At 64.5% G+C, this 23,617-nt stretch carries 24 protein-coding genes; 12 read left to right on the top strand and 12 right to left on the bottom strand.

Translation table 11 applies throughout. The annotated features are described in order from the left end of the window. Positions 1 to 48 precede the first annotated feature (48 nt). Both GRI48_RS10155 and dut read left to right on the top strand, forming a co-directional pair. On the top strand, positions 49 to 1,917 hold the full coding sequence (locus GRI48_RS10155) for a bifunctional phosphopantothenoylcysteine decarboxylase/phosphopantothenate synthase (protein ID WP_419956949.1): 1,869 nt from the start codon (positions 49 to 51) through the stop codon (positions 1,915 to 1,917). Beyond that, on the top strand, positions 1,910 to 2,374 hold the full coding sequence (gene dut / locus GRI48_RS10160) for a dUTP diphosphatase (RefSeq protein WP_160674928.1): 465 nt from the start codon (positions 1,910 to 1,912) through the stop codon (positions 2,372 to 2,374). The genes GRI48_RS10155 and dut overlap by 8 nt, the downstream gene beginning before the upstream one ends. A 28-nt stretch (positions 2,375 to 2,402) precedes the next feature. Here the strand turns inward: dut and GRI48_RS10165 are convergent, their stop codons facing one another. Continuing rightward, positions 2,403 to 2,579, bottom strand: coding sequence for a hypothetical protein (locus tag GRI48_RS10165; RefSeq protein ID WP_160674931.1), 177 nt, complete (start codon positions 2,577 to 2,579; stop codon positions 2,403 to 2,405). Positions 2,580 to 2,730: 151 nt separating this feature from the next. On the opposite strand from GRI48_RS10165, the gene GRI48_RS10170 reads away from it, so the two are divergent. From GRI48_RS10170 to GRI48_RS10180, 3 genes are all read left to right on the top strand, one after another. Beyond that, entirely contained in the window at positions 2,731 to 3,384 is a 654-nt protein-coding gene (locus GRI48_RS10170; protein ID WP_160674934.1) for a TrmH family RNA methyltransferase, read from the top strand. Between the two features lie 179 nt (positions 3,385 to 3,563). Further along, on the top strand, positions 3,564 to 4,391 hold the full coding sequence (locus tag GRI48_RS10175; RefSeq protein ID WP_160674937.1) for a sterol desaturase family protein: 828 nt from the start codon (positions 3,564 to 3,566) through the stop codon (positions 4,389 to 4,391). A 34-nt stretch (positions 4,392 to 4,425) separates the two neighbouring features. Then, complete coding sequence (locus GRI48_RS10180) at positions 4,426 to 5,391, top strand: phosphatase PAP2 family protein (protein WP_160674940.1); 966 nt, start codon at positions 4,426 to 4,428, stop codon at positions 5,389 to 5,391. Between the two features lie 70 nt (positions 5,392 to 5,461). On the opposite strand, the gene GRI48_RS10185 is transcribed toward GRI48_RS10180, so the two are convergent. The 4 genes from GRI48_RS10185 to secB form a co-directional block, all read right to left on the bottom strand. Beyond that, positions 5,462 to 6,145, bottom strand: a complete 684-nt coding sequence (locus GRI48_RS10185) for a DUF4136 domain-containing protein (RefSeq protein ID WP_160674943.1) — start codon at positions 6,143 to 6,145, stop codon at positions 5,462 to 5,464. 156 nt (positions 6,146 to 6,301) lie between these two features. Further along, positions 6,302 to 7,333: a tryptophan--tRNA ligase gene (trpS, locus tag GRI48_RS10190; protein ID WP_160674946.1), complete on the bottom strand. Its 1,032-nt coding sequence runs from the start codon at positions 7,331 to 7,333 to the stop codon at positions 6,302 to 6,304. A gap of 22 nt (positions 7,334 to 7,355) precedes the next feature. Further along, positions 7,356 to 8,966 (bottom strand): murein biosynthesis integral membrane protein MurJ, encoded by a 1,611-nt coding sequence (gene murJ, locus GRI48_RS10195; protein ID WP_160674949.1) that lies wholly within the window; start codon positions 8,964 to 8,966, stop codon positions 7,356 to 7,358. A 39-nt stretch (positions 8,967 to 9,005) separates the two neighbouring features. Beyond that, a complete protein-coding gene (gene secB, locus GRI48_RS10200) occupies positions 9,006 to 9,545 on the bottom strand; it encodes a protein-export chaperone SecB (RefSeq protein WP_160674952.1) in 540 nt (179 codons plus the stop codon). 244 nt (positions 9,546 to 9,789) lie between these two features. Between secB and GRI48_RS10205 the strand changes: the two genes are divergently transcribed. From GRI48_RS10205 to GRI48_RS10215, 3 genes are read left to right on the top strand one after another with little or no spacing between them, the layout of a single operon-like run. Continuing rightward, positions 9,790 to 10,440: a Tim44/TimA family putative adaptor protein gene (locus GRI48_RS10205; protein WP_337190804.1), complete on the top strand. Its 651-nt coding sequence runs from the start codon at positions 9,790 to 9,792 to the stop codon at positions 10,438 to 10,440. Positions 10,441 to 10,451: 11 nt separating this feature from the next. Continuing rightward, a complete protein-coding gene (gene mltA / locus GRI48_RS10210) occupies positions 10,452 to 11,672 on the top strand; it encodes a murein transglycosylase A (protein ID WP_160674955.1) in 1,221 nt (406 codons plus the stop codon). Continuing rightward, on the top strand, positions 11,669 to 12,220 hold the full coding sequence (locus tag GRI48_RS10215) for a Smr/MutS family protein (RefSeq protein WP_337190805.1): 552 nt from the start codon (positions 11,669 to 11,671) through the stop codon (positions 12,218 to 12,220). Before mltA ends, GRI48_RS10215 begins: the two co-directional genes overlap by 4 nt. A gap of 132 nt (positions 12,221 to 12,352) precedes the next feature. Here GRI48_RS10215 and katG read toward each other — a convergent pair whose 3' ends face one another. The 3 genes from katG to aroC form a co-directional block, all read right to left on the bottom strand. Continuing rightward, entirely contained in the window at positions 12,353 to 14,584 is a 2,232-nt protein-coding gene (gene katG, locus GRI48_RS10220) for a catalase/peroxidase HPI (RefSeq protein WP_160674961.1), read from the bottom strand. 254 nt (positions 14,585 to 14,838) lie between these two features. Further along, positions 14,839 to 15,357, bottom strand: coding sequence for a GNAT family N-acetyltransferase (locus tag GRI48_RS10225; protein ID WP_237451810.1), 519 nt, complete (start codon positions 15,355 to 15,357; stop codon positions 14,839 to 14,841). A 71-nt stretch (positions 15,358 to 15,428) separates the two neighbouring features. Beyond that, the gene (gene aroC, locus GRI48_RS10230; protein ID WP_160674964.1) at positions 15,429 to 16,532 is read right to left on the bottom strand and encodes a chorismate synthase; all 1,104 of its coding nucleotides are present in this window, start codon (positions 16,530 to 16,532) and stop codon (positions 15,429 to 15,431) included. 118 nt (positions 16,533 to 16,650) lie between these two features. Here aroC and ruvA point away from each other — a divergent pair, with 118 nt between their 5' ends. From ruvA to ruvB, 3 genes are all read left to right on the top strand, one after another. Further along, entirely contained in the window at positions 16,651 to 17,256 is a 606-nt protein-coding gene (ruvA, locus tag GRI48_RS10235) for a Holliday junction branch migration protein RuvA (RefSeq protein WP_160674967.1), read from the top strand. A 151-nt stretch (positions 17,257 to 17,407) separates the two neighbouring features. Further along, positions 17,408 to 17,770, top strand: a complete 363-nt coding sequence (locus tag GRI48_RS10240; protein ID WP_160674970.1) for a hypothetical protein — start codon at positions 17,408 to 17,410, stop codon at positions 17,768 to 17,770. Next, positions 17,770 to 18,801 carry a Holliday junction branch migration DNA helicase RuvB gene (gene ruvB, locus GRI48_RS10245; protein ID WP_160674973.1) on the top strand — a complete coding sequence of 344 codons (1,032 nt, stop codon included), beginning with the start codon at positions 17,770 to 17,772 and terminating at the stop codon, positions 18,799 to 18,801. Before GRI48_RS10240 ends, ruvB begins: the two co-directional genes overlap by 1 nt. Here the strand turns inward: ruvB and GRI48_RS10250 are convergent. The 3 genes from GRI48_RS10250 to acnA all read right to left on the bottom strand — a co-directional run bounded on the left by GRI48_RS10250 (position 18,784) and on the right by acnA (position 22,227). Beyond that, a complete protein-coding gene (locus GRI48_RS10250; RefSeq protein WP_160674976.1) occupies positions 18,784 to 18,987 on the bottom strand; it encodes a helix-turn-helix transcriptional regulator in 204 nt (67 codons plus the stop codon). The two genes, ruvB and GRI48_RS10250, sit on opposite strands and share 18 nt — an antisense overlap. After that, on the bottom strand, positions 18,980 to 19,408 hold the full coding sequence (locus GRI48_RS10255; RefSeq protein ID WP_160674979.1) for a hypothetical protein: 429 nt from the start codon (positions 19,406 to 19,408) through the stop codon (positions 18,980 to 18,982). Before GRI48_RS10255 ends, GRI48_RS10250 begins: the two co-directional genes overlap by 8 nt. Positions 19,409 to 19,551: 143 nt before the next feature. Further along, complete coding sequence (gene acnA / locus GRI48_RS10260) at positions 19,552 to 22,227, bottom strand: aconitate hydratase AcnA (protein ID WP_160674982.1); 2,676 nt, start codon at positions 22,225 to 22,227, stop codon at positions 19,552 to 19,554. A gap of 220 nt (positions 22,228 to 22,447) precedes the next feature. On the opposite strand from acnA, the gene GRI48_RS10265 reads away from it, so the two are divergent. After that, a complete protein-coding gene (locus tag GRI48_RS10265) occupies positions 22,448 to 22,609 on the top strand; it encodes a hypothetical protein (RefSeq protein ID WP_160674985.1) in 162 nt (53 codons plus the stop codon). Positions 22,610 to 22,611: 2 nt separating this feature from the next. Here the strand turns inward: GRI48_RS10265 and GRI48_RS10270 are convergent, their stop codons facing one another. Next, positions 22,612 to 23,529 carry a DMT family transporter gene (locus GRI48_RS10270; RefSeq protein ID WP_237451811.1) on the bottom strand — a complete coding sequence of 306 codons (918 nt, stop codon included), beginning with the start codon at positions 23,527 to 23,529 and terminating at the stop codon, positions 22,612 to 22,614. Between the last annotated feature and the right edge of the window lie 88 nt (positions 23,530 to 23,617).

A 23,617-nucleotide genomic window follows, 5' to 3' on the forward strand; every position in this document is an offset into this window, starting at 1 on the left:
TTCACGGGGGTTTCCGGAATGGATCGAGGTTTCGATCATGCGCAGGGCATGACGGACTCCGGCGTCGATCCGGACGAGTTTGTCGAGGATGAAAGCGAGCGCGCAATGGCAGAACCCAAAGTCCTGCTGATCGTCGGTGGCGGCATCGCCGCCTACAAGGCGTGCGAGGTCGTCCGGCTGATTCGCAAGGGCGGCGGCAGCGTCAGCTGCGTCGTCACCGAGGGTGGCCAGCAATTCGTGACGCCGATGGCGCTCGCGGCGCTGAGCGAAAACCCGGTCTACACGACGCTGTGGGACCTCAAGAACGAATCGGAAATGGGGCACATCCAGCTCAGCCGCGAGGCCGACCTGGTCGTGGTCTGTCCGGCGACCGCAGACATTCTCGCCAAGATGGCCGCCGGCATCGCCGACGATCTGGCGACCACGCTGATCCTCGCCACCGACAAGCCGGTCATGGTGGCTCCTGCGATGAACGTGCGGATGTGGGAGCACGAGGCGACCCAGCGCAACGTCCAGTGGCTGCGCGAAGCGGGCGTGACCGTGCTCGAACCCGACGAAGGCGAAATGGCCTGCGGCGAATACGGACCCGGTCGCCTGCCCGATCCCGAAGCGATCTGGGCGGCGATCGCACAAGCCTCGGGCATCGCTTACGAGGCTCCGGTCAAGGCTGCGCCCGCACCCGCGATGGCGAAGGCCGCCAGCGACGAAGCAGTCGAGACGCTCGAGATCGAGGAACAGCAGGACGCGGACGAGAATCCCGACGCGCTGCGCAGGATCCGCGACGCCGAGCCGGAAGAAGAAATCTACGAGGAAGAACCCGTCCGCGGGACGCTCAGCAGCCTCTTGTCCGCGATCATTCCGCGCTCCACGAGGAAGCGTACCCACGAGGAAGTCGAGGAAGCCGAGATGGCCGAACTCGAAGCCTTCGAGGAAACCGAGGAAGCGCCGGTCGACGAGATCGCTGACGAACCCGTCGCCGATCTGGCCGATGGGGCCGAGCCGGATGCGGAAATCCCCGCGCCCGGTTTCTCCTCTCTGCTCGCCAGCAAGGGCGGAGCCAAGTCCGCGCCGCCGACCGATCCCGAAGCGATCAACCACGAAGTGGTCGAAGGCAAGCAGGCTCCCGAGCCGGTCGAGGGGGACGAGCATTCGATCGCTGTCGGTCCGCAACCAATCGACCTCGATGCCATTGCGCCGCACACCATCATCGAGGATCCGCTCGACGGGCAGCCTGCCTTCGACGAGAACCCCGAACACCGCCCGCTTTACGGCAAGCACGTGCTGGTCACCGCCGGCCCGACGCATGAACCGATCGACCCGGTACGCTATCTGGCCAACCGGTCGAGCGGCAAGCAGGGCTTCTCGATCGCGGCTATGGCGGCGGCGGCAGGCGCGCGCGTCACGCTGGTCTCCGGCCCGGTGCATCTCACGACCCCTCCGGGCGTCGACCGCATCGATGTCGAATCGGCGGACGAAATGGCCGCCGCGGTCAAGAAGGCGCTGCCCGCAGACGTCGCAATCATGGCGGCCGCGGTCGCCGACTGGCGCACCAAGGATCGTTCGGGCCAGAAGATGAAGAAGCGCGGATCGGCCCCGCCGGCGCTGCTGCTGACCGAGAACCCGGACATCCTCGCCAGTGTCGCGTCGGGCCGCAAGCGCCCGAAACTGCTGATCGGCTTCGCCGCCGAGACCGAGAACGTGGTCGACAACGCGCAAGCCAAGCGCAAACGCAAGGGCGTCGACTGGATCATCGCCAACGACGTGTCGGGCGATGTCATGGGCGGCGATACCAACACGATCCACATCGTGCGCCACTCCGGCGTCGAGACGCTCGACGAACTGCCGAAGATGGAAGTGGCCAGGGCGCTGATCGACAAGGTCGTCGAGAGCCTCGAAAACGGGAACGAGGATGAGTGATCCGGTCGCAGTCGAGGTCAAGCGCCTGCCGCACGGACAAGGTCTGGACCTGCCCGCCTATGCGACCGATGGTGCAGCGGGCATGGACGTCGTTTCGGCCGAGACCGTGACCATCGCGCCGGGCGCGCGCCACGCGGTCGCGACCGGGCTCGCGCTGGCCATCCCGGCCGGTTACGAAATCCAGGTACGCCCGCGTTCGGGCCTGGCGCTGAAGCACGGGATCACCGTGCCCAACACGCCGGGCACGATCGATTCCGATTATCGCGGTGAACTCAAGGTCATCCTGATCAACCACGGCGACGACAGCTTCGCCATCGCGCGCGGCGACCGCGTGGCGCAGCTGGTGCTGGCTCCGGTAGTCCAGGCGCGCTGGAACGAGGTCGAGGAACTGGCGGAGACGGAACGCGGCGCAGGCGGCTTCGGCTCGACCGGCGGCCATGCGAAACTGATCATGTAGCAAGATCCGGGGCGGGCGCGAATGTCCGCTATTGGGTGGGAAGCGGACATTCCTCATTTCCGCTGAACGCATAGACCGCAGCCCACCCTATGGCTTCCAGAACGAAGATGATGATGGCTGATGTCTTGTCGCCAAGCACCAACAGTAACAGACCGGCAACCGCACCGATGATCAGGCAGGTCTGAGCGGGCGTCGGCTTTCTCATGGCGCGATGGAAGCAGTCTGCCTGAATGTCCGCAATGAGGTCGTTAGCGGACGCTGGCTGATTTTCGCGCCCGAATGTCCGCTAATGGGTGGAAAGCGGACATTGGCCCAGAGCGATTTGAAACTCATCAGGCCGGTGATATGCCGTCATCATGGAACCGGAAGAACCAAGCAAATCGAAAACGACAGTCCGCCAGCGTGCTGACGCGATCAAGCCTTTTATCTGCAAAAATCTGATCGCAGTCATTGAAAGCCCTTCTGACGTCCAGAACATCGGGACAGTCATTCGCAACGTTAATGCTCTCGGTGTTGAGAAAGTCTATGTAGTCGATCCCCGGAAAGCACTTCCCGACGATTGGGAAGATATGCGTGGGCGAAAATCCTTGGCCCGGACCTCTGTTTCGGCTGTGAAATGGAGTTTCGTAAAGAGGTTCGACAGCACGGATGACTGCTTCGATCACCTTGAGAAAAACAACTTTCACTCGGTAGTCACATCCCCTCACATAAAGGGGCAGACCAACGTCTGGCTTCACGAAGGCGATTTCACCGAACACACCAAATTGGCCGTTTGGTTCGGCAATGAGAAGCGCGGTATAAGTGACCGCGCTGTCGAACGTAGCAATGCCTGCATCGCCATTCCGATGTTCGGTATGATCGAGAGCCTCAATCTCGGTACATCTTCAGGCATCGTGCTATATGAAGTGACTAAGCAACGGCGCGATTATCAGAGCCGCTACCGGAAGGGCAGGCGCAAGGGGAAACGCAGCGACCCCTTGCCAACGGTGATGACGAGGGACGTTGTTTGAACGCAGAAGGAACGTCCGCAATTGGGTCGTTAGCGGACGTCGACGCGTAGTTCGGCATTGATCTCCGCAATCTGTTCTTCAGCCGACATCTGACGATGGCCGGATTGCGCTGATGCTAGCCATCTTGCTCTCGAGCAGCGGCGTTGCCCGAAGACCCGCGACGCTCCATATCGGCAAGCGTGGACGACCTTATCCTCCAGCATGAGCCCGTCTTGCGGCTGGGCGCCTTCGTGGCGGTGCTCGCCGCCATGATGGTGTGGGAGCTGATCGCGCCGCGCCGGCGGCAGGAGATCCCGCGCCTGGTTCGCTGGTCCAACAATCTCGCCATGATCGCGGTCGATACGGCGATCCTGAGACTGGCGTTCCCGCTGCTGGCGGTCGGCTTTGCGGCATTCGCGCAGGAGCGCGGCTGGGGTCTGCTCAACTTGGTCGCTATCCCCAACTGGCTCACCATCGCGATCGCTTTCGTCGCGCTCGACCTCGCGATCTGGGCGCAGCATGTCGCCTTCCACAAGGTGCCGCTGTTCTGGCGTTTCCACCGGATGCACCATTCGGACACCGCCTTCGATGCGACTACCGGCGTGCGCTTCCACCCGGGCGAGATCGCACTGTCGATGGCCTACAAGCTGGCGCTCGTCGCCGCGCTCGGCGCGCCGCCGCTGGCCGTGCTGCTGTTCGAGGTCGTGCTCAATGCGACGTCGATGATCACCCATGGCAATGTCACGCTCGGGCGATTGGACCCGCTCGTGCGCTGGCTGTTCGTGACTCCCGACATGCACCGGGTCCATCATTCGGCGCAGCGGGTCGAAACGGATTCCAATTACGGATTCAACTTCTCGCTGTGGGACCGGCTGTTCGGGACCTACCGCGCGCAGCCGCAAGACGGGCACGAAGGCATGACGATCGGGATCGAACGGTTCCGCGAACCGCGCGAGGCATGGCTCGACCGGATGCTGTGGCAGCCCTTCGCACGGGGCAACGGCCCCGACCGCGCGCGCAGGCGATAAAGGCGTGTTAACCATTATCGCCTAGGCGCAAGGCATGAGCGACAGGGAATGGATCGTCCCGGCGATTATGCTGACCTGCGGGCTCGCGCTCGTCGCGATCCTGTTCACCCCGTCGATTGCGGGGCTTGCGACCAACCTCGTCATCATGCCTGCCTGGATGCTGGCGGCCACGGTGGTCGGCGCGGTCTACGGTTTCGTGCGAATGGCACTGGCCGGCGTCAGAAGCCCGACAGCGGAAATGATCCGCTTCGTGCGGGAGGAACGGTCACGGCTGCTGCCGATCGTGCTGATCGTGGGGCTGGCGGGCGCGAACATGACCGCCTTCCTGTGGGTCAAGCCGCTGCTCAACTACCTCGTGCCGTTCACCGCCGACCCGATGCTTGCGCGTGCCGATGCGCTACTGTTTTTCGGCCACGATCCCTGGCGCGTGCTCGGCTGGCTGGACGTGGCGGGGGCCGAATTCGTCTATCACAAGCTGTGGACGATCATGATGATCCTCACGCTGATCGTGGTCGCGCAAGCGCCGGCATCGCCGGAGAAATCCGCGGTCATGACGAGCTATTTCGTGCTCTGGAGCCTTGCCGGCCCGTTGATCCACATCGCGCTGCCGGCCGCCGGGCCGCTATTCTACGAGCGGATGGGTTTCGGCGAGCGCTTCGCCGGCGTGACGCCGGGCGCGGAAACGCGGGTTATGGCGGACTACCTGTGGGCGGTTTATTCATCTGGCGAGTTCGGTGCGGGCAGCGGTATTTCCGCCATGCCGTCGCTCCACGTGACCACCGCCGCGTGGATCGCGATCGCCATCCATGTCTTCGCGAAGGGCTGGTTCTGGCCGGTGGCCTCTTTCAGCGTGCTGCTGTTCCTGCTCTCGATGGGGCTGGGCTGGCACTATGCCTGGGACGGCATCGTCGGCGCCGGCGCAGCGCTGGTCAGCTACCGGGTGCTGCTCGACATCTATCGGCGCCGCTCGGCAGGCGTTCGCGCACCCGCCATCGCCTGACCTGACCAACGAAAAAGGCGGCCCCCGCGAAGGGACCGCCTTTCCTCGGTGATACGATCAGATGGTTGCGTCAGTCGAGACGACGCACCTTGTTGGCCTCTTCCGGCTTGACGGTGATCCGCACGGTTTCGCCCGAATTGCCGGGGAAATCGGTGAACATGGCGTCGACCAGGTTCGGCACGAGATACTGCAGCCGGTTCGAAGTCGAGACGGCCTGCGCCTTGCCTTCGAACAGCCGCTCGCCACCGCGACGGTCGATCTTCATGTCGATGCCACTGGTGTAGACGGTGTAGCTGGTCACTTCCGGCCCGCCGAACCACGGATCGTAGAAGCCGTAGCCCCAGCCGCGACCGTAGCCGAGGCGGCTGCGGTAGAACGGGCTGCGATAGCGGCCATAGCCATACCACGGATCGTAGAACGGATCGCGGCCGGTGGTGCGGATGCGCTCGCGGCCATCGTCGATCCCATAGTCGAAGCGGACGAGCAGGCTCGCGTCCTCGGGCGAGGCCTGGGTGTAGCCGAGGCGCGCCATCTGCGCTTCGACGAAATCGGCGTATTGCGCGAATTCGAGGCCACCGGCGAGGGCCGGATCGTCGGCTACGACGGCAAAGGTTTCGCCCTGCGGTGCGGGAAGCTGCGTCTGGTAGCGCGAGACGTCGGCCTTGAACGGCGTCGCGCAAGCCGCGAGACCGGCCAGGATCAGCGGCACGGAAGCCAGCTTCATGCTACGGGGCAGCGAGGTTTTCTTGGTCATCTTGATGTCCCTTGCGAAATAGGTCGTGCAGCCCGGCCCCCTCATTTCGGCTCGCAAGCTGTCATTGATGGGACGGGTTGTAAAGAAATCGCGGTGAACCGAGTTTGAACACCGGAGTTAGCAAAAGTTATGCCAATTCCGGCCGTTATCGGCGAGTTATCCTCTTACCAGGCCGAGAGCAGCATAGGTCGCATCGAGAGTCGGTCCGGCAATCTCGCGGGCCTTTGCCGCGCCGCGTGCAAGGATCGCGTCGAGCGATTCGCGGTCGGCCAGCAATTCGTTGAACCGTTCCGAGATTGGCCGCAGCGTCTCGACCAGCACCTCGCCGAGCGCCGGCTTGAATGTACCGAAGCCCTGGCCGCCAAAATCCGCGAGCACGCTTTCGACGCTGCCATCGGTCATCGCGGCGTAGATCGTCACCAGGTTGAGCGCTTCGGGCCGTGTCGCAAGGCCGCCTTCGTCGCCGGGCAGCGGTTCCGGGTCGGTCTTGGCCTTCTTGATCTTCTTCATGATCGTGTCGGGATCGTCGACGAGCTCGATCCGGCTCATGTCCGACGGATCGGACTTGCTCATCTTCTTCGATCCGTCGCGCAGGCTCATGATCCGCGCCGCAGCGGGCGGAATATACGGCTCGGGCAGGGTGAAGACCGGGCGATCGGAACCGTCCTCGTTCTTCGGGGCGAAGTCGTTGTTGAACTTCTGCGCGATGTCGCGCGCCAGTTCCAGATGCTGCTTCTGGTCTTCGCCGACAGGCACATGCGTCGCCTGGTAGAGCAATACGTCGGCCGCCTGCAGCACAGGATAGGTGAACAGCGCGACGCTCGCGCCTTCGCGGTTCTTGCCGGACTTGTCTTTGAACTGCGTCATCCGATTCAGCCAGCCCATCCGAGCCGTGCCGTTGAGCAGCCACTGCATCTCGGGATGGGCAGGAACCTGGGCCTGGTTGAACAATACCGAGCGCGAGGCATCGATTCCGCAGGCTACCAGGGCTGCCGCCATTTCCAGCGTCGCGCGCGACAGCTCGGCCGGATCGTGCGGCATGGAAATCGCGTGCAGGTCGGCAAGGAAGAACAGGCACTCGGATTCCTCGTCCATCTCGTCCTGCATCCGCACCCAGTTGCGGATCGCGCCCAGGTAGTTGCCGAGGTGGAGGTTGCCGGTTGGCTGGATGCCGGAGACGACGCGCATAGGAATCCTGACTGCTGCTGGCCTATTCGGAAAGGTTGGGCGGTCCCTCGGCCTTGGGGATAGCACGCTTGCGCGTCAACTGGGCGATCAGGTCCTTGTCGAGCGCTCCGATGAGAAACGCGGTGGCGAAGAAGACCGTGGCCCCAGCCACGATCAGCGCGGCAAGCGACCAGATCCGCGACAGCGCATCCCCGCGCCAGTACGGCTCCAGCGCCGGCGTCAGCCACATCAGCATCGCGCCCATCACCGCGGTCGCCAGCACCTGGCGCGCGATCCGGCCTGCCAGCTTTGCGGTGAAGCGGAACCAGCCACGCATCTGCAGGACGGTGTACAGCGCCGCGACGTTGAGAGTGGCAGTAAAGGCCGTCGCCCCTGCCAGTCCGACGATCCCGTAGCGCGGAACGACGTAGAAGTTGAGCGCGATGTTGATCGCCAGCGCACCGGCGGCGATCCAGACAGGGGTCCTCGTGTCCTCGCGGCTGAAGAAGGCCGGCTGGAAGACCTTGATGAGCACGTATGCGGGCAGGCCGCAGACCAGTGCGACCACGATCTGCCCCATCAGCGTCGTGTCTCCGACCGTCATCTTGCCGCCCTGGAAAATGCCGGTCGAGAAAGCTTCTGCGCATATGATCAGCGCCGCGGCGCAGGGCAGGCACAGCAGCATGGCGATCTCGACCGCATTCGATTGCAGCCGCTGCGCCTCGCTCCTGTTGTCGGCCTGGATATGGCGGGCGAGCATCGGGAGAATTGCCGTGCCGAGCGCGATGCCGAAGACGCCCAGCGGCATCTGGTTGAGGCGGTCGGCATATTTCAGCAGCGAGAGCGAACCCTGCGGCAGGCTGGTGGCGAAGAACGTGTCGACCAGCTGGCTGATCTGGTAAATGCCGGCTCCGAATGTCGCGGGCAGAATCAGCATTCCCAGCCGCTTGATCTCGGGCGTGAGCTTGGGCCGCGTAACCTTCAGCCGCACGCCGGCCTTGCGCGTGGCCCACCACATGTAGCCAAGCTGGCCGACCCCGGCGAGCGCGAGGCTGATGGCGAGCGACCAGGCGACCACCTGGTCATCGCCGCTGCCATTCTCGCGCAGGTAATATCCGGTCACGATCCCTGCGATCATCACGAGGTTGAGAAGAACCGGCACGAACGCGCCCGGCGCGAACCGGCTGCGGGCATTGAGAATGCCCGACAGCATCGCGACCAGGCTGACCAGCGCGAGGTAGGGGAAGGTCGTCTGCGAGAGGTTGACGGCCAGCTCGAACTTGCCGGGTACGTCCTGGTAGTCGCGCGCGAGCAGCCAGACGATTCCGGGCATCGCGATCATGCAGATGGCGGAAAAACCGAGCAGCACCCAGACGAAGATCGCCAGCACGTCGTTGGCGAACTCGTTTGCAGAAACTTCGTCGTCGCCGGTGGCGCCGAGGCGACGCGTGTACATGGGCACGAATGCGACCGAAAACGCGCCTTCGGCGAAGAGCCTGCGGAACGTGTTGGGCAGGGTGAAAGCCAGCTGCCAGGCGTCTGCTGCGAGGCCGGCGCCGAGCACCCGCGCGAGCAGCATGTCCCGAACGAAGCCGAACAGTCGGCTGAGCAGTGTCAGGGACCCGATTGTCCCGACGTTTCTGACCAGGCTCATGCTAGTTCGGGATTCGCCCGTGCAGCCTTGCGGCGCGCGTCAATTGGTCGGCTTGCCGTAGAGCTCGCTGGGCTCGATACCCTGCTCGCGACGCTGCTGGACCTGCTGCATGTAGAGGCTCTGGAAGTCGATCGGATCGAGCACCAGCGGGGGGAAGCCCGTGTCGCGAACGGCGTCGGCCACCACGCGGCGGGCGAAGGGGAACAGCAGGCGGGGAGCTTCCGCGAAGACGAAGGCATGGGCCTGGTCGTCGGGCACGTTGCGCATTCCGAACAGGCCGCAATAGCTCAGTTCGACGATGTAGAGGTTGCCCTTGTCAGTCTTGGCCGTGAGGTTGACCTTGAGTTCGACCTCGTGGAGTTCCTCGTCGATCTTTGCCGAACCGATGTTGAACTGGAGGTCGATATCGGGCGCGAGCTGCCACTGGTAACATTCGGGCGCGTTGGGATTCTCGACCGACAGGTCTTTCACATACTGCTGGATCAGCCCGATGGCGGGCTGGTTGTCGGCGCCGTTGGCCTTGCCGGCATCGCCTGCATCCATGTTAAGATCGGTGAGAATGTCGCCTTCGTCGGCCATGAGGATTCGCTTTCCCTTGGATGGTACGTGTTTCCCGGCGCGGCGCATGAAGCTGCCGGCAGGAATTGGCGGCGCGACTAGCACTGCGCGCATCCCACCGCAACGTTGCGCTTGGATCGCATCATGCCGGAAACCCAACGGCTCACCCGTTGTTCATTTGAAATCGGCTCCTATTTAGGGCAATGCGTCAAGGCAACAAAGCTAATGTCCGTCCCGCGGGACGAACAGTCAGGTGAACGGGACAGTGATCGTCGAAATCGTCATCCTTGCAATGATCGCGGCCTTCTTGGGCCTGCGTCTGTATTCTGTGCTCGGACAGCGTGCCGAGCAGGAAGAGGAGCCGGTTCCGACCCGCTTCGAACAGCCTGCCCAGCGCGATATGGCCGAGCCGATGCCGGCCAAGGTCGTCCAGCCGCCGCAGGTGCACCTCGACGGCGCGCTTCCCGCGGTCGAACGCGGCGTGCGCGAGATCGCTGCAGCCGATCGCTCGTTCGACGTGACTTCATTTGTCGACGGCGCGCGTGCAGCATATGCGATCATTCTCGATGCGTTCTGGCGCGGTGATCGCGACACGCTGCAGGAGCTTTGCGACGACGATGTATACGCGGGCTTTGCCGCTGCGATCGCAGCCCGCGAGGCTGCGGGCGAGACGCTCGACAACAAGCTCATCCGGATCGAGGAAAGCCGCATCCACGCTGCAACGCTTGACGGTCGGATGGCCCGGATCGCGATCCTGTTCGTGGCCGATATCGCTGCCGTGACGCGCGACAAGGACGGAAACGTCGTTGCCGGCTCGCTCGACGATGCAGTCGAAAGCCGCGACATCTGGACGTTCAGCCGGCCTCTCGATGCGGCTGGTCCGAACTGGCTGCTCGACGAAACCGACGAAGGATAGGGATCGCCGCCATGCGCCTGCGCGCCGTAATCATCATCGGCGCCGGGTTGCTTGCGAGCGCCTGCGTTCGGATAGTTCCCGAGGGTCCGCAGGTCGCGGTCCCGCCCACTGCAACCACCACTCCAGCTCCTTCCGCGACGCCGCTGCCGGCGCCCGTGCCCGCCACTGCCGGCCTCCTGGGCCTCGCTGCCGGGCCGTCCGTGGGATCGCTCGCCTTCGACGAGGCCGATGCGACCGGAGCGCTCGCTTCCTTCCGCGAGAGCTGTCCCAAGCTGCTTGCGCGGGGCGATGTCAGCGGGATGACCCGCACCGCCGACTGGTCGGCGACATGCGCCGCGGCAGCGACATGGCGCGGCCCTGCGCGCGATTTCTTCTCGAGCCAGTTCGAAGCCGTCCAGGTTGGCGACGGGAGAGCCTTCGCGACCGGCTATTTCGAACCGGAGATTGCGGGCTCGCGGACACCTCGACCGGGATACGAGCAACCGGTCTACGCCATTCCAGGCGACCTGGTCAGGGCGTGGCCGGCTGACGTTCCGGAAGCCGAGCGCACCGGGCGAGCGCCACTGGGCCGCTATGACGAGACCGGTGCCTTCGTTCCCTACTTCGAACGGGCCGAGATCATGGCCGGGGCCTTGGCGGACAGTGCCCCGGTGATCGCCTGGGCGGCCGATCCGGTCGAGTTCTTCTTCCTGCAGATCCAGGGCAGCGGCATGATCCGCCAGCCCGACGGCACCGTCATGCGGATCGGCTACGCGGGCCAGAACGGGCGCGAGTACACCGCCATCGGCCGCAGCATGCGCGAGGCCGGCATGATCGGCGACGGAACGCCCTATCCCACTTCGATGCAGGGCATCATAGCCTATATCCGCGCCAATCCGGACAAGGGCCGCGAGGTGATGAATCTCAACAAGAGCTGGATTTTCTTCCGCGAGCTGACCACCGATGGGCCGCTCGGCGCTCTCGAGGTGCCGGTGCGCGGACGCAGTTCGGTCGCGGTCGATCCCAATTACGTGACGATGGGTGCCCCGGTATTCCTCGACATGGAACGCAACGAAGCCGACGGGTTGTGGATCGCGCAGGATACCGGCGGCGCGATCAAGGGTGCCAACCGCTTCGACACCTTCTGGGGCAATGGCGCGGAGGCCCGCGAGATAGCGGGCGCCATGAGTTCGTCGGGAAGGGCGCTGATCCTCGTGCCGCGCGGCACGCTGGCGTTCCACGGCGTCAAGTGATGCCCCCGAGGGGGCTCAGCGAGGAAGAGGCGCACGCCTGGGCCAGGCTCGCCAGCACGGTGACGCCCTTCGCGGGCAAGCATGCACCGGTGGTCGCCGAGAGACCTGCACCGACGATCGTACCGACGCCCCCCAAGGCAGTCCGTCCGGCACGAGGGAAGGATGTCCCGTCTGCTCCGCCGGCTGCACCGAAAGCGCCTGCGAACACGCTCGATTCGCAGTGGGACCGCAAGCTCAAGTCAGGGCAGCTGCAGCCCGATTTCACGCTCGACCTGCACGGACACACGCTCGATACCGCCTATCGCCGCCTGCTGGACGGGATGCGCCAGGCGCTGGCGATGGATGCCCGCACCATCCTGCTGATCGCGGGCAAGGAGCGACCGGTCGATCCGGCGGATAGGGGGCAACGACGCGGGGCGATCAGGGCCAAGATACTGGACTGGCTTGCCGCGAGCGAATTCTCGTCCGACATCGCAGCGGTCCGTCGCGCGCACATCCGCCATGGCGGCGAGGGCGCTTTGTACCTGGTCCTCAAGCGGAGACGCTGAAGTCTTCGCCAGCTTTTTGCGCTGCAACGATCCGGAACCAAAAAGCCCCCGATAACCGTGCGGCTACCGAGGGCTTCCTGCGACCCGAAGGACCAAGGGGGGATCGGCCCTCCGGGGATCTATTGAACAGACTTACTTGTGGTATTTGGCGCAGGTCAAGTCGAAGCGGTCCGCATCCATGATCTTCGTCCACGCTTCGACGAAAGTCTTGATGAAAAGATCTTCATTGCCGTTCTCGGCGAAGACTTCGGCCACTGCGCGCAGCTGCGAATTCGAACCGAAGACGAGATCGGTGCGAGTCGCGCGCCACTTTTCTTCACCCTTCAGGCGGCACCTGCCGATGAACTCCTCGTCGCCGCTTTCGTCGACCACTTCCCAGACGGTGCCCATGTGGAGCAGGTTGGTGAAGAAGTCGTTGGTCAGCACGCCGGGCCGGTCGGTCAGCACGCCAATGCGGTTGCCGTGATCGGCATGCTTGGCGACCGCACCCAGCGCGCGCATCCCGCCGAGCAGTGCCGTCATTTCGGGCACCGACAGGCCGAGCAGGTGTGCCCGGTCGATCAGCATGTCCTCGGTCTTCACCGAAGCCTTGGTCTTGAGGTAGTTGCGGAAACCGTCGGCGAACGGCTCCAGCGGCTCGAAGCTTTCCGCATCGGTCTGCTCCTGCGTGGCATCGCCGCGGCCGGTGGTCACCGGCACGGTGATGTCATAGCCGCCGTCCTTCGCCGCCTTCTCGATCGCTGCCGAACCGGCGATCACGATCATGTCGGCCAGCGAGACGCCGCAGGTGGCATCGTCGACGATCGCCTGCAGCTTGGCAAGAACCTTCGACAGCTCCTCGGGATCGTTGACCGCCCAGTCCTTCTGCGGAGCGAGGCGGACGCGGGCGCCATTGGCACCGCCACGATGGTCCGAATTGCGGTAAGTTGAGGCCGAAGCCCAGGCTGCCTTGACCATTTCGGCCACGGTCAGTCCGCTGTCGAGCGCCGCCTTCTTGAGCGCAGCCACGTCGGCATCGCTCAGGTGCCTGCCGGCCGGAGTCGGATCCTGCCAGATCAGGTCTTCGGCAGGGACGTCCGGACCGAGGTAGCGGACCTTGGGCCCCATGTCGCGGTGGGTCAGCTTGAACCAGGCGCGAGCGAAGGCATCGTCAAGGGCCGCCTGGTCGTCACGGAAGCGTTCGGAGATTTTGCGATATTCCGGGTCGCGCTTAAGCGCCATGTCGGCGGTGGTCATCATGGTCGGGACCTTCTTGTTCGGGTCCCGCGCATCCGGCGCCATGTCTTCCGGATCGGGGTTGATCGGCTGCCACTGGTTGGCGCCTGCGGGCGACTGGACCAGTTCGTAATCGTACTTGAACAGCAGGCGGAAGTAGTCGTTGCCCCACTGCGTCGGGTTCGGGGTCCACGCGCCTTCGATGCCCGAGGTCGTGATGTGACCCTTGCCGATTTCTTCTGGATCGGTGAGCCAGCCGAAGCCCATGGTGTGGAGCTTCTCGCCTTCCGGAGCCTTGCCGAAGGTGTCTGCCGGCTTGGCACCATGCGCCTTGCCGAAAGCGTGGCCGCCGGCGGTCAGCGCGACGGTTTCCTCGTCGTTCATCGCCATGCGGGCGAAGGTTTCGCGCATGTCGCGGGCCATGCCTTCCGCATCGTGCGGATTGCCGCCCGGACCTTCCGGATTGACGTAGATGAGGCCCATCTGGATCGCGGCCAGCGGGTTTTCGAGCGCCTTGCCTTCATCCGGGTTGATGCGGGTTTCCGCGCCGGTATCGACCCACTGCTCTTCCGTGCCCCAGTAGACCGTTTCGGGCTCGAAGACGTCGGCACGACCGCCGCCGAAACCGAACACCGGGCCGCCCATCGATTCGATGGCGACGTTACCGGTGAGAACGAACAGGTCGGCCCAGCTGATGTTCTTGCCGTACTTCTGCTTGATCGGCCACAGCAGGCGGCGCGCCTTGTCGAGGTTGCCGTTGTCCGGCCAGCTGTTGAGCGGGGCGAAACGCTGCTGCCCGCTCGATGCGCCGCCGCGGCCGTCACCCGTGCGATAGGTGCCGGCGGCGTGCCAGGCCATGCGGATGAAGAACGGGCCGTAATGACCGTAGTCGGCTGGCCACCAGGGCTGGCTGTCGGTCATCAGCGCCTTGATGTCGGCTTTCAGCGCATTGTAGTCGAGCGTGTTGAACGCTTCGGCATAATCGAATTCCCCGCCAAAGGGATCGACGGTCTTGCCGTGCTGGGTGAGGATGTCGAGCTGCAGCGAATCCGGCCACCAATCGCGATTGGTGCGGCCGAACAATGCGCGCATGTCGGTGTTGCCGCTGAACGGGCAGCCTCCTGAAATCGATCCGGTTTCGGCGTCCATGTGGTCTCTCCTGAGATTGAAATTTCGAATGTGTGATGGTGACGACTCGCATCGTCCCATGTTCCGCCGGACAGGCTAGCACTCGGCCAGCCGCGCGCGAAACGAGATCATCCGATAAGGTTGAACGAATTAATCAATCACGGTTGATTGATTGAACCGTTCGATCACGGTTTCATGACGAAACGCATCGCGGAGCGGCATACAACTGGGTGGCGCTTAATGCCCGCTCTTGGGGTGGAAAGCAGCCGGAAGCATTAGGTTGCTCCGAACGCAGCGTGGTACGACACCTCTCCGGCGGCCGGTTTGCCGGTCAGCACCAAGGACTGGAAATACTCGGCAGGCACTCCAGGATACCGCAGGGCGTGGTCGCTGGTGAAGCCAAAGCGACTATAATATGTCGGATCGCCAAGCACGACGCACCCTTGCGCGTTCCGCTGCGTCAATGCCTGAAGACCCTCTTTGACCAAGGCTGAGCCCACCCCGCTTCGTTGCCGGCAGGGCGACACAGACACCGGGCCGAGACCAAACCAACCAATGTCATCGCCATCGATAAGCACTGACGAAAATCCGATATGACCAAGGATCGAACTTCCTTTTTCGGCGACAAGAGACAGGGAGAGCGCCGCGGCTTCCCTTAGAGCGTCCACTATTGCGCCCTCGGTCTGGCTGCTATGTTCGACTCCCAGAAAGGCGGCGTTAGTCAGCTTCCTGATGGAGTGAATGTCTTCGGCAGCTTCGGGTCGAATAATCATCAAACGAGTGTTGCGCGCCAAACCCGATCCAACAAGCCCGAACGTCTTTTTTGGTCGTTAGCGGACATTCGGCCACGACGTTGTGTGTCGCCTCATCGCTCGCCGACCTGGGCGCGGTCGAGCAGCTTGTGATCCGCCAGCACGAGCGCCATCATCGCTTCGACGACGGGCGCACCGCGGATGCCGACGCAGGGGTCGTGGCGGCCCTTGGTGCGGATTTCGGTCGCATTGCCTTGCGCGTCGATCGTCTCGACCGGGGTGAGGATCGACGAGGTCGGTTTGAAGGCCACGCGGCAGACCACCGGCTGGCCGGTCGAAATGCCGCCTGCCGTGCCGCCTGCATGATTGGCGAGGAATTGCGGATCGCCGGTATTCGCACCCTCTGCGGCCGGTCGCATCGGATCGGCGTTCTGCTCGCCCGATAGCCGCGCCGCGCCGAAGCCGTCGCCGATCTCCACGCCCTTGACCGCATTGATGCTCATCATGCCGGCCGCGATGTCCGCGTCCAGCTTGGCATAGACCGGCGCGCCCCAGCCGGCCGGAACACCCGTCGCCACGCATTCGACCACCGCGCCGAGCGAGGAGCCGGACTTGCGCGCCTCGTCGACCAGGCCTTCCCACCGTTTCGCCGCCCAGGCATCGGGGCAGAAGAACGGGTTGTTGCCGATTTCATCGAGGTTCATTGCCTCGCGGTCGATCGCGTCGCCGCCGATCTCGCAGACATAGGCGGTGATGGTGACCTCGGGGATGATAAGCCTCGCAACCGCGCCCGCCGCCACCCGCGCCGCCGTTTCGCGCGCGCTCGACCGGCCGCCGCCGCGATAATCGCGGAACCCGTACTTGCGATCATAGGCATAGTCGGCATGGCCGGGTCGATAGGCCTTGGCGACTTCCGAATAATCCTTCGATCGCTGGTCGGTGTTCTCGATCAGCAGGCTGATCGGCGTGCCGGTGGTGCGTTGCTTTCCATCCTGCCCGTCGAACACGCCTGACAGGATCTTCACCTGGTCCGGCTCCTGCCGCTGGGTGGTGTATTTCGATTGGCCCGGACGGCGGGCATCGAGATACGGCTGGATGTCGCGCGTCGTCAGCGCGAGGCCCGGCGGACACCCGTCGAGCACTGCGCCCAGCGCGGGGCCGTGGCTTTCGCCCCAAGTGGTGAAGCGCAGCACGCGCCCGAATGTGTTCCAGCTCATGGCGCGATTTCCTGCCCCAAGCGTGGGGAAGTGTCTAGCGACGCTGGACCAATCGATACTTTCGTTCCAAGAACAAAAGGCGCTCAAGCAGCGAAGCGGCGGCGCGAAAAGGACACGCATGATTGCCAAGCTGAAAGGCCTGCTCGACGAAACCGGCGCGGACTGGGCGGTGATCGATGTCGCCGGGGTCGGCTATCTCGTCCATTGCTCGGCCAAGACGCTGTCGGCGCTCGGCGAGACGGGGGAGGCGTGCACGGTCTATACCGACCTGCAGGTGTCCGAGAACGACATGCGATTGCTGGGCTTCGCCGAGGCGAGCGAGCGGGACTGGTTCCGCTTGCTGACGCAGGTGCAGGGCGTGGGCAGCAAGGTCGCCCTCGCGATCCTCTCCGCGCTGTCGACCGGCGAGTTGCGCGATGCCTGCGCGGGCGGCGATGCGGCCAGCGTGGCCCGGGCGCAAGGGGTCGGGCCCAAACTTGCCGGGCGCATCGTCAACGAGCTGAAGGACAAGGCCGGCGCGCTCCCGGGTGGCGGTGCCATGGCGATCGGCGGGCGCGTGGCGCCAGCGGGCGCAGCGAGCGCCGATGCCGTGTCCGCGCTCGAGAACCTCGGCTTCAAGCCGGCGGTGGCCGCACAGGCCGTCGCCCGGGCGCAGGAAGAGCTGGGCGAAGGCGCGAAGGAAGGCGAACTGATCCGCGTGGCACTGAAACGGGCGGCCGGCTGATGGCCGGCATTGCCGATACGCGGGCCGATGTCGGGGCCGGCGTCGCCTCGACCGGGCGAACGGCCATCGCCTTTCTCTGCCCGTCGAGGCAATGTGGCGAATGCGGGAAAGACCTGACTATGGCAGCAAGTAACGAGGGAGCGACCGGCTGATGGCGAGGGACTGGAGACTGGGACTGCTGATCGCCTATGCGGTGGCAGTATTCGCGATGATGGTCCACGCGGGCCAGCCCGAGGACATCGCCTGGTTCGGCACGGCCGCGCTGTTCCTGCTGTTCGCGATCGCCCCGGTCGCCCTGCTGTGCCTCACCAGATCGGACGCGCGCGCGAAAGGCATCGCCGCGGCGGTGATCGCGCTCGGCGGCCTGTTCCTCTACGTGGACGCGCTCTACATCGCCGACCCCGACCCGCAGAGCGCGCTCGTCTTCGCGGTGGTGCCGGTGCTCCAGCTTGCAGCCTCCGCGATCGTCATGCTGGCCTTGTGGCTCATGCGCAGGACGGGCAAGCGCGACTGATGGCATCATCGCCCGACCTTGCTCCCGACCGCCAGCCGGAAGACCCCGACGCAGCGCTGCGGCCCAAGAACCTGCGCGAATTCGTCGGGCAGGAAGCGGCGCGCGAGAACCTGCGCGTCTTCATCGAGGCGGCGCGCGGGCGGGGCGAGGCGATGGACCACGTCCTGTTCTTCGGCCCGCCCGGCCTCGGCAAGACCACGCTCGCGCAGATCGTCGCCAGGGAAATGGGCGTCGGCTTCCGCTCGACCAGCGGCCCGGTAATCGCCAAGGCGGGCGACCTCGCCGCGCTGCTGACCAATCTCGAGCCGAACGACGTGCTCTTCATCGACGAGATACACCGCCTCAATCCGGTGGTCGAGGAAATCCTCTATCCGGCGATGGAGGATCGCGCGCTCGACATCATCATCGGCGAGGGTCCCTCCGCCCGGAGCGTCCGGATCGACCTGCCGCCCTTCACGCTGGTCGGCGCGACCACGCGGCAGGGCCTTCTGACGACGCCGTTGCGCGATCGTTTCGGCATTCCGGTGAGGCTGAATTTTTACACGCACGACGAACTCGACAAGGTCGTGACGCGGGGTGCGCGGCTGCTCGGCCTCGCGATCGATCCAGATGGCGCGCGCGAGATCGCTCGCCGCAGCCGGGGCACGCCGCGCGTCGCCGGGCGGCTGCTGCGCCGGGTGCGCGACTTTGCCGAGGTCGCGGGCGAGGGAACGGTGACCAAGGCGATCGCGGACAGCGCATTGACCCGGCTCGAGATCGACAGGCTCGGCCTCGACGCGATGGATCGTCGCTACCTCGCCATGATCGCGACGACTTACAAGGGTGGCCCGGTCGGAGTAGAGACGCTCGCAGCGGGCTTGTCCGAGCCGCGGGACACGGTCGAGGAGGTGATCGAACCCTATCTCATCCAGCTCGGCCTCGTGGCGCGAACCGCGCGCGGGCGAATGCTCAACGATGCCGGGTGGGAGCACATGGAAATGTCCCCGCCGCAGCGCGCAAGCGACCAGGGCGGATTATTCGAGGGCAAATAGCTCCTCGACCGGTTTGCCCAGCGCCGCGGCCAGTTTCAGCGCGACGATGGTCGAAGGAACGAAGACCCCGTTCTCGACCGTGTTGATCGTCTTGCGGCTCACCCCGATCCGTTCGGCCAGTTCGCCCTGCGTCCAGCCCATCGCCTCGCGCGCCTCGCCGACGCGGTTGGTGATGCCATCAGCCATCGCCTTTCCTTTCGAGCAGCGCGAAGCGGATCAGCGCGCCGCCGATCCCGACCGATGCGACCAGGTGCCCGGCGAGCGGCGCCTCGATCGGCTCGAAAGGCGCCACCACGAACACAAGGATGGCGGTGAAGATCGCCGCTCCGAAACCGGCCATGACGCCGCGCATCCGGTTCATCGTCGAGAGTTCGTCGTTGGCCAGTTCGCGCACGCGCTTCGAACGCAGCCAGTGGCCACCGGTCAGCAGATAGGCGAGCAGGACCAGCGCGAGCACGGTCCACGCGCCCATCTTGACTGCCGACACCGCGCGACCGTCGAAGGTAAAGAAAACGCTCTGCTGGGCGAGGAATAGCAGCGCCATCAGAGACAGGAACGCCGGACGGCGCTGGCTGATGCGTTCGGCCTGTTCGAAATCGGTTTGCATGACACTGCTCCTTGTAACCTATGGGTTACATGTAACCTTGAGGTTACAACAGTGCAAGGGGATTCGCTTTCTGCGGTGCTCAATCAAAAGGGCGGCTCCCCGATGTGAGGAACCGCCCTTTCAGACTGCGTTTTCTGGCAGGATCAGTTCGAGGCTAGGCCCCGGATCACGTACTGCAGGATGCCGCCGTGCTTGTAGTATTCCATCTCGTTGGCGGTATCGATCCGGCACAGCGCGGTGAAGCTGGCAGTCGAACCGTCTTCGTGGACTACGTCGACGGTCACGTCCTGGCCTGGCTTGAGATCGGCAAGGCCACGGATGGTGAAGGTGTCGTTGCCGTCGAGGCCGAGCGTCGTGCGGCTGTCGCCGTCCTTGAACTGCAGCGGCAGCACGCCCATGCCGATCAGGTTCGAACGGTGGATCCGCTCGAAGCTCTCGACGATGACCGCCCGCACGCCGAGCAGGATCGTGCCCTTCGCCGCCCAGTCGCGGCTGGAGCCGGTGCCGTATTCCTTGCCCGCGATGACGACCAGCGGAGTGCCGTCTTCCTTGTGCTTCATCGCCGCGTCGTAGATCGGCATCTGTTCACCCTTGTAGGTGGTGATGCCGCCTTCGACGCCCGGAACCATCTCGTTCTTGATGCGGATGTTGGCGAACGTGCCGCGCATCATGACCTCGTGGTTGCCGCGGCGCGAGCCGTAGGAGTTGAAGTCCGCTTTGGAGACCTGCCGTTCATTGAGGTAGGCGCCTGCAGGCGAATCTTCCTTGATCGAACCGGCGGGCGAGATGTGGTCGGTCGTCACGCTGTCGCCCAGCACCGCGAGCGGCCTAGCGTCGACGATGTCGGCGACCGGCGCGGGCGTCATTTCCATCCCGTCGAAGAACGGCGGGCTGGCGACATAGGTGCTGGTCGGGTTCCAGCGATAGGTGTCGGAAGCCTCGACCTTTATCGCCTGCCAGTGCTCGTCACCCTTGTAGACGTCGGCATAGCGCTTCTCGAACATCGAGCGCTCGATGTTGGCAGCGCGGTTCTCGGCGATCTCCCGGTTGCTCGGCCAGATGTCCGCCAGCATCACGTCGTTGCCGTCGCGATCCTGGCCGATCGGCGTCGTCGTGATGTCCTCGGTCACCGTGCCCTTGAGCGCATAGGCGACCACCAGCGGCGGCGATGCGAGGAAGTTCGCGCGTACGTCGGGCGACACGCGGCCTTCGAAGTTGCGGTTGCCCGACAGGACGCTGGCCGCGACGATATCGTTGCCGTTGATCGCCTTGCTGATGGGCGGAGCGAGCGGGCCGGAATTGCCGATGCAGGTGGTGCAGCCGTAGCCGACCAGATCGAAGCCGATCTTGTTGAGCGAGGCCTGCAGGCCCGATTTTTCGAGATAGTCGGTGACCACCTGCGATCCCGGCGCGAGGCTGGTCTTCACCCACGGCTTGGGTGTCAGGCCCTTCTCGACCGCTTTCTGGGCGACGAGGCCGGCGGCGATCAGCACGTCGGGGTTGGAGGTATTGGTGCAGCTGGTGATCGCTGCGATCACGACGTCGCCGTCGCCGATATCGTGGTCCTTGCCTTCGACGGCGACGCGTGCGGGCGCGCTCTTGCCATAGACGCGCTCGAGATCGCCGTTGAACAGATCGTCCACGTCGGGCAGCGCGACCTTGTCCTGCGGACGCTTGGGCCCGGCGAGCGAGGGGACGACCTTGGACATGTCGAGCGACAGCGTGTTCGAGAACACCGGTTCGTTCTCCGGCGTGAACCACATGCCCTGTTCCTTGGCGTAGGCTTCGACCAGCGCGATCTGCTCTTCCGGGCGGCCGGTGAGACGCATGTATTCGATCGTCTTGTCGTCGATCCCGAAGAAGCCGCAGGTGGCGCCGTATTCCGGCGCCATGTTCGCGATCGTCGCTCGGTCGGCAAGGCTCAGGTTCGAGACGCCGGGGCCGTAGAATTCGACGAAGCGGCCCACGACGCCGACTTCGCGCAGCATCTGCACGCAGGTCAGCACGAGGTCGGTCGCGGTGACGCCTTCGGCCATCGCGTTGGTCAGCTTGAAGCCGACGACTTCGGGGATCAGCATGGAGATCGGTTGGCCGAGCATCGCCGCTTCCGCCTCGATCCCGCCGACACCCCAGCCCAGAACGCCCAGGCCGTTGATCATGGTGGTGTGGCTGTCCGTGCCGACGCAGGTGTCGGGATAGGCGACCGTCTCGCCGTTCGGGTCCGTGCTCGACCAAACGCCCTTGCCGATATGCTCGAGGTTGACCTGGTGGCAGATGCCGGTGCCGGGGGGCACGGCGGAGAAATTCTCGAAGCTCTTGGAGCCCCACTTGAGGAAGTCGTACCGCTCGGCATTGCGGGCGTATTCGAGCTCGACGTTGTGCTCGAACGCCTTGGGGTGGCCGAATTCGTCGACCATGACCGAGTGGTCGATGACGAGGTTCACCGGGACCTGCGGGTTAATCTTGGCCGTGTCGCCGCCAAGCTTGGAAATCGCGTCACGCATGGCGGCAAGGTCGACCACGCAGGGCACGCCGGTGAAGTCCTGCAGCAGCACGCGTGCAGGACGATACTGGATTTCCTGCCCGGTCACCGGGTTCTTCTGCCAGTCGGCAATCGCCTGGATGTGTTCGCGCCCGACGGTGAAGCCGTCGTCCTCGAAGCGGAGCATGTTTTCCAGCAGCACTTTCATGCTGAACGGCAATTTCGACACGTCGCCAATGGCCTCGGCCGCCTTGGCGAGCGAGTAATAGGCGATCGTTTTGCCGCCTACGTTCATGGTGCTGCGGGTTCCGAGCGTGTCCTTGCCGACCTGGGTCATGCTGGCTTTCGTCCTTTTCTGTCTGGAGCCGTCATCCGACCAATGGGCGGGACGGGTAAATGTGTCGCGCACCTGCGCGGAAACGGGCGAATCGTCAAGGGTAGAGCCGCTTGTCGGGGGCGAAGCGGAACCTGAACACCGGGTTACGCATTGGTTATGCAAAGGGACGAAGGCGGCGACTTTTCAGGTCCGCGAAACGACCGTCCTGCGGAGACAGACGATGAATACTCTTCTGACGGCGAGCGCTCGCTCGCATGGCCCCGTTCGTGCGGCCGTTCTTGCAGCCAGCCTGGCCATCGTGGCCTGTTTCGGTGCGGCGTTGAGCCTCGATGGCAATGCGGCGATAGCAGCCGACGTGCAAGCCACGCAGACTGCCGAGTAATCTCAGACCGAGCTTTGTTCGGGGCGGCGCCGGGTCGCCAATAAGCAACCGATAACGATAAGAGCTGCCCCGACAATCACGCTCAAGGTCACGGCTTCGCGCCAGAAAAGCCATCCGAACAGGGCGGCCCATAGAAACCCAGTATATTCGATCGGAACCAGCACCTGCGCCTCGGCGCGGGCGTAGGCCCATGCCATGGTAAGGGCGCCGACCACCGTCAGCCCCGCAGCGATGGCGACGTTGGCCAGCTGCCCCGTCTCGGGCATGTGAGCCAGGAAAGGGGTGGCGGGCACGTATGCCAGCATCGCGACGCCCATGTAGAAGGTCGCGACCTCCACCGGCTTCGCGACCAGCGCCTGTTGTCGTTGCAGCACGAGGTTCCAGGCATAGAGAAGCGCCGACAGGATGATCGAGGCGAGGCCGAGCGCCGTGTCCTCGTTCAGATTGCCGCGATCGAACTTGCCGCCGACGATCACCAGCGTGCCGACAAAGCCCAGGATGGCCCCCAGGATCGCCTCGCGCCGGATCGTCTCGCCGAGCACGATCGAGGCGAGATACAGCGAAACCACGGGCGCGATGAAGGAAATCGCGATGGTTTCGGCCAGCGGGAGCTTCGTCAGGGCGAAGAAGAAGGTCACCGCCATCAGCGATCCGACCACGCCGCGGGTGACATGGACTTTCAGAACCGTGCGCGCAGGCCATTTGCCGCGCGTCGCAAGCCAGATCGGGGCGACGATCGCGAACGCCATCATCGCTCGCAACAGCGCGGCGGTATAGGCGCCCATGTCGAGCGCGGCGTTCTTCATGAACGCATCCATCAACGACAGCACGCCGATCCCGCATAGCGTTGCGAGAACCGGGAGGAGGTGAGGGCGGCCGTTCATCGCCAGCGCACTAGGCCGGATGTTGCAGCGCGTCATCACACAACCGCCAATTCAGCCTGTGGTCAGCCGCCGGCCTTGAAGATGGATCCCATGTTCCGGTAGATTCCGGCTCGACGTACCAGAA

Origin of the sequence: Qipengyuania oceanensis (assembly GCF_009827535.1) — a bacterium.
In the GTDB taxonomy this organism is placed as follows: Bacteria; Pseudomonadota; Alphaproteobacteria; order Sphingomonadales; family Sphingomonadaceae; genus Qipengyuania_C; species Qipengyuania_C oceanensis.

What these genes read in the sequence shown, in the direction of transcription:
- GRI48_RS10270 (WP_237451811.1), bottom strand. Translation starts at nt 23,529, where the DNA reads ATGACGCGCTGCAACATCCGGCCTAGTGCGCTGGCGATGAACGGCCGC.
- secB (WP_160674952.1), bottom strand. Translation starts at nt 9,545, where the DNA reads ATGGCCGACGAAGGCGACATTCTCACCGATCTTAACATGGATGCAGGC.
- dut (WP_160674928.1), top strand. Translation starts at nt 1,910, where the DNA reads ATGAGTGATCCGGTCGCAGTCGAGGTCAAGCGCCTGCCGCACGGACAA.
- GRI48_RS10185 (WP_160674943.1), bottom strand. Translation starts at nt 6,145, where the DNA reads ATGACCAAGAAAACCTCGCTGCCCCGTAGCATGAAGCTGGCTTCCGTG.
- acnA (WP_160674982.1), bottom strand. Translation starts at nt 22,227, where the DNA reads ATGACCCAGGTCGGCAAGGACACGCTCGGAACCCGCAGCACCATGAAC.
- GRI48_RS10155 (WP_419956949.1), top strand. Translation starts at nt 49, where the DNA reads ATGACGGACTCCGGCGTCGATCCGGACGAGTTTGTCGAGGATGAAAGC.
- mltA (WP_160674955.1), top strand. Translation starts at nt 10,452, where the DNA reads ATGCGCCTGCGCGCCGTAATCATCATCGGCGCCGGGTTGCTTGCGAGC.
- katG (WP_160674961.1), bottom strand. Translation starts at nt 14,584, where the DNA reads ATGGACGCCGAAACCGGATCGATTTCAGGAGGCTGCCCGTTCAGCGGC.
- trpS (WP_160674946.1), bottom strand. Translation starts at nt 7,333, where the DNA reads ATGCGCGTCGTCTCCGGCATCCAGCCAACCGGCAACCTCCACCTCGGC.
- GRI48_RS10240 (WP_160674970.1), top strand. Translation starts at nt 17,408, where the DNA reads ATGGCGAGGGACTGGAGACTGGGACTGCTGATCGCCTATGCGGTGGCA.
- GRI48_RS10180 (WP_160674940.1), top strand. Translation starts at nt 4,426, where the DNA reads ATGAGCGACAGGGAATGGATCGTCCCGGCGATTATGCTGACCTGCGGG.
- GRI48_RS10170 (WP_160674934.1), top strand. Translation starts at nt 2,731, where the DNA reads ATGGAACCGGAAGAACCAAGCAAATCGAAAACGACAGTCCGCCAGCGT.
- GRI48_RS10250 (WP_160674976.1), bottom strand. Translation starts at nt 18,987, where the DNA reads ATGGCTGATGGCATCACCAACCGCGTCGGCGAGGCGCGCGAGGCGATG.
- murJ (WP_160674949.1), bottom strand. Translation starts at nt 8,966, where the DNA reads ATGAGCCTGGTCAGAAACGTCGGGACAATCGGGTCCCTGACACTGCTC.
- GRI48_RS10255 (WP_160674979.1), bottom strand. Translation starts at nt 19,408, where the DNA reads ATGCAAACCGATTTCGAACAGGCCGAACGCATCAGCCAGCGCCGTCCG.
- ruvB (WP_160674973.1), top strand. Translation starts at nt 17,770, where the DNA reads ATGGCATCATCGCCCGACCTTGCTCCCGACCGCCAGCCGGAAGACCCC.
- GRI48_RS10165 (WP_160674931.1), bottom strand. Translation starts at nt 2,579, where the DNA reads ATGAGAAAGCCGACGCCCGCTCAGACCTGCCTGATCATCGGTGCGGTT.
- GRI48_RS10265 (WP_160674985.1), top strand. Translation starts at nt 22,448, where the DNA reads ATGAATACTCTTCTGACGGCGAGCGCTCGCTCGCATGGCCCCGTTCGT.
- aroC (WP_160674964.1), bottom strand. Translation starts at nt 16,532, where the DNA reads ATGAGCTGGAACACATTCGGGCGCGTGCTGCGCTTCACCACTTGGGGC.
- ruvA (WP_160674967.1), top strand. Translation starts at nt 16,651, where the DNA reads ATGATTGCCAAGCTGAAAGGCCTGCTCGACGAAACCGGCGCGGACTGG.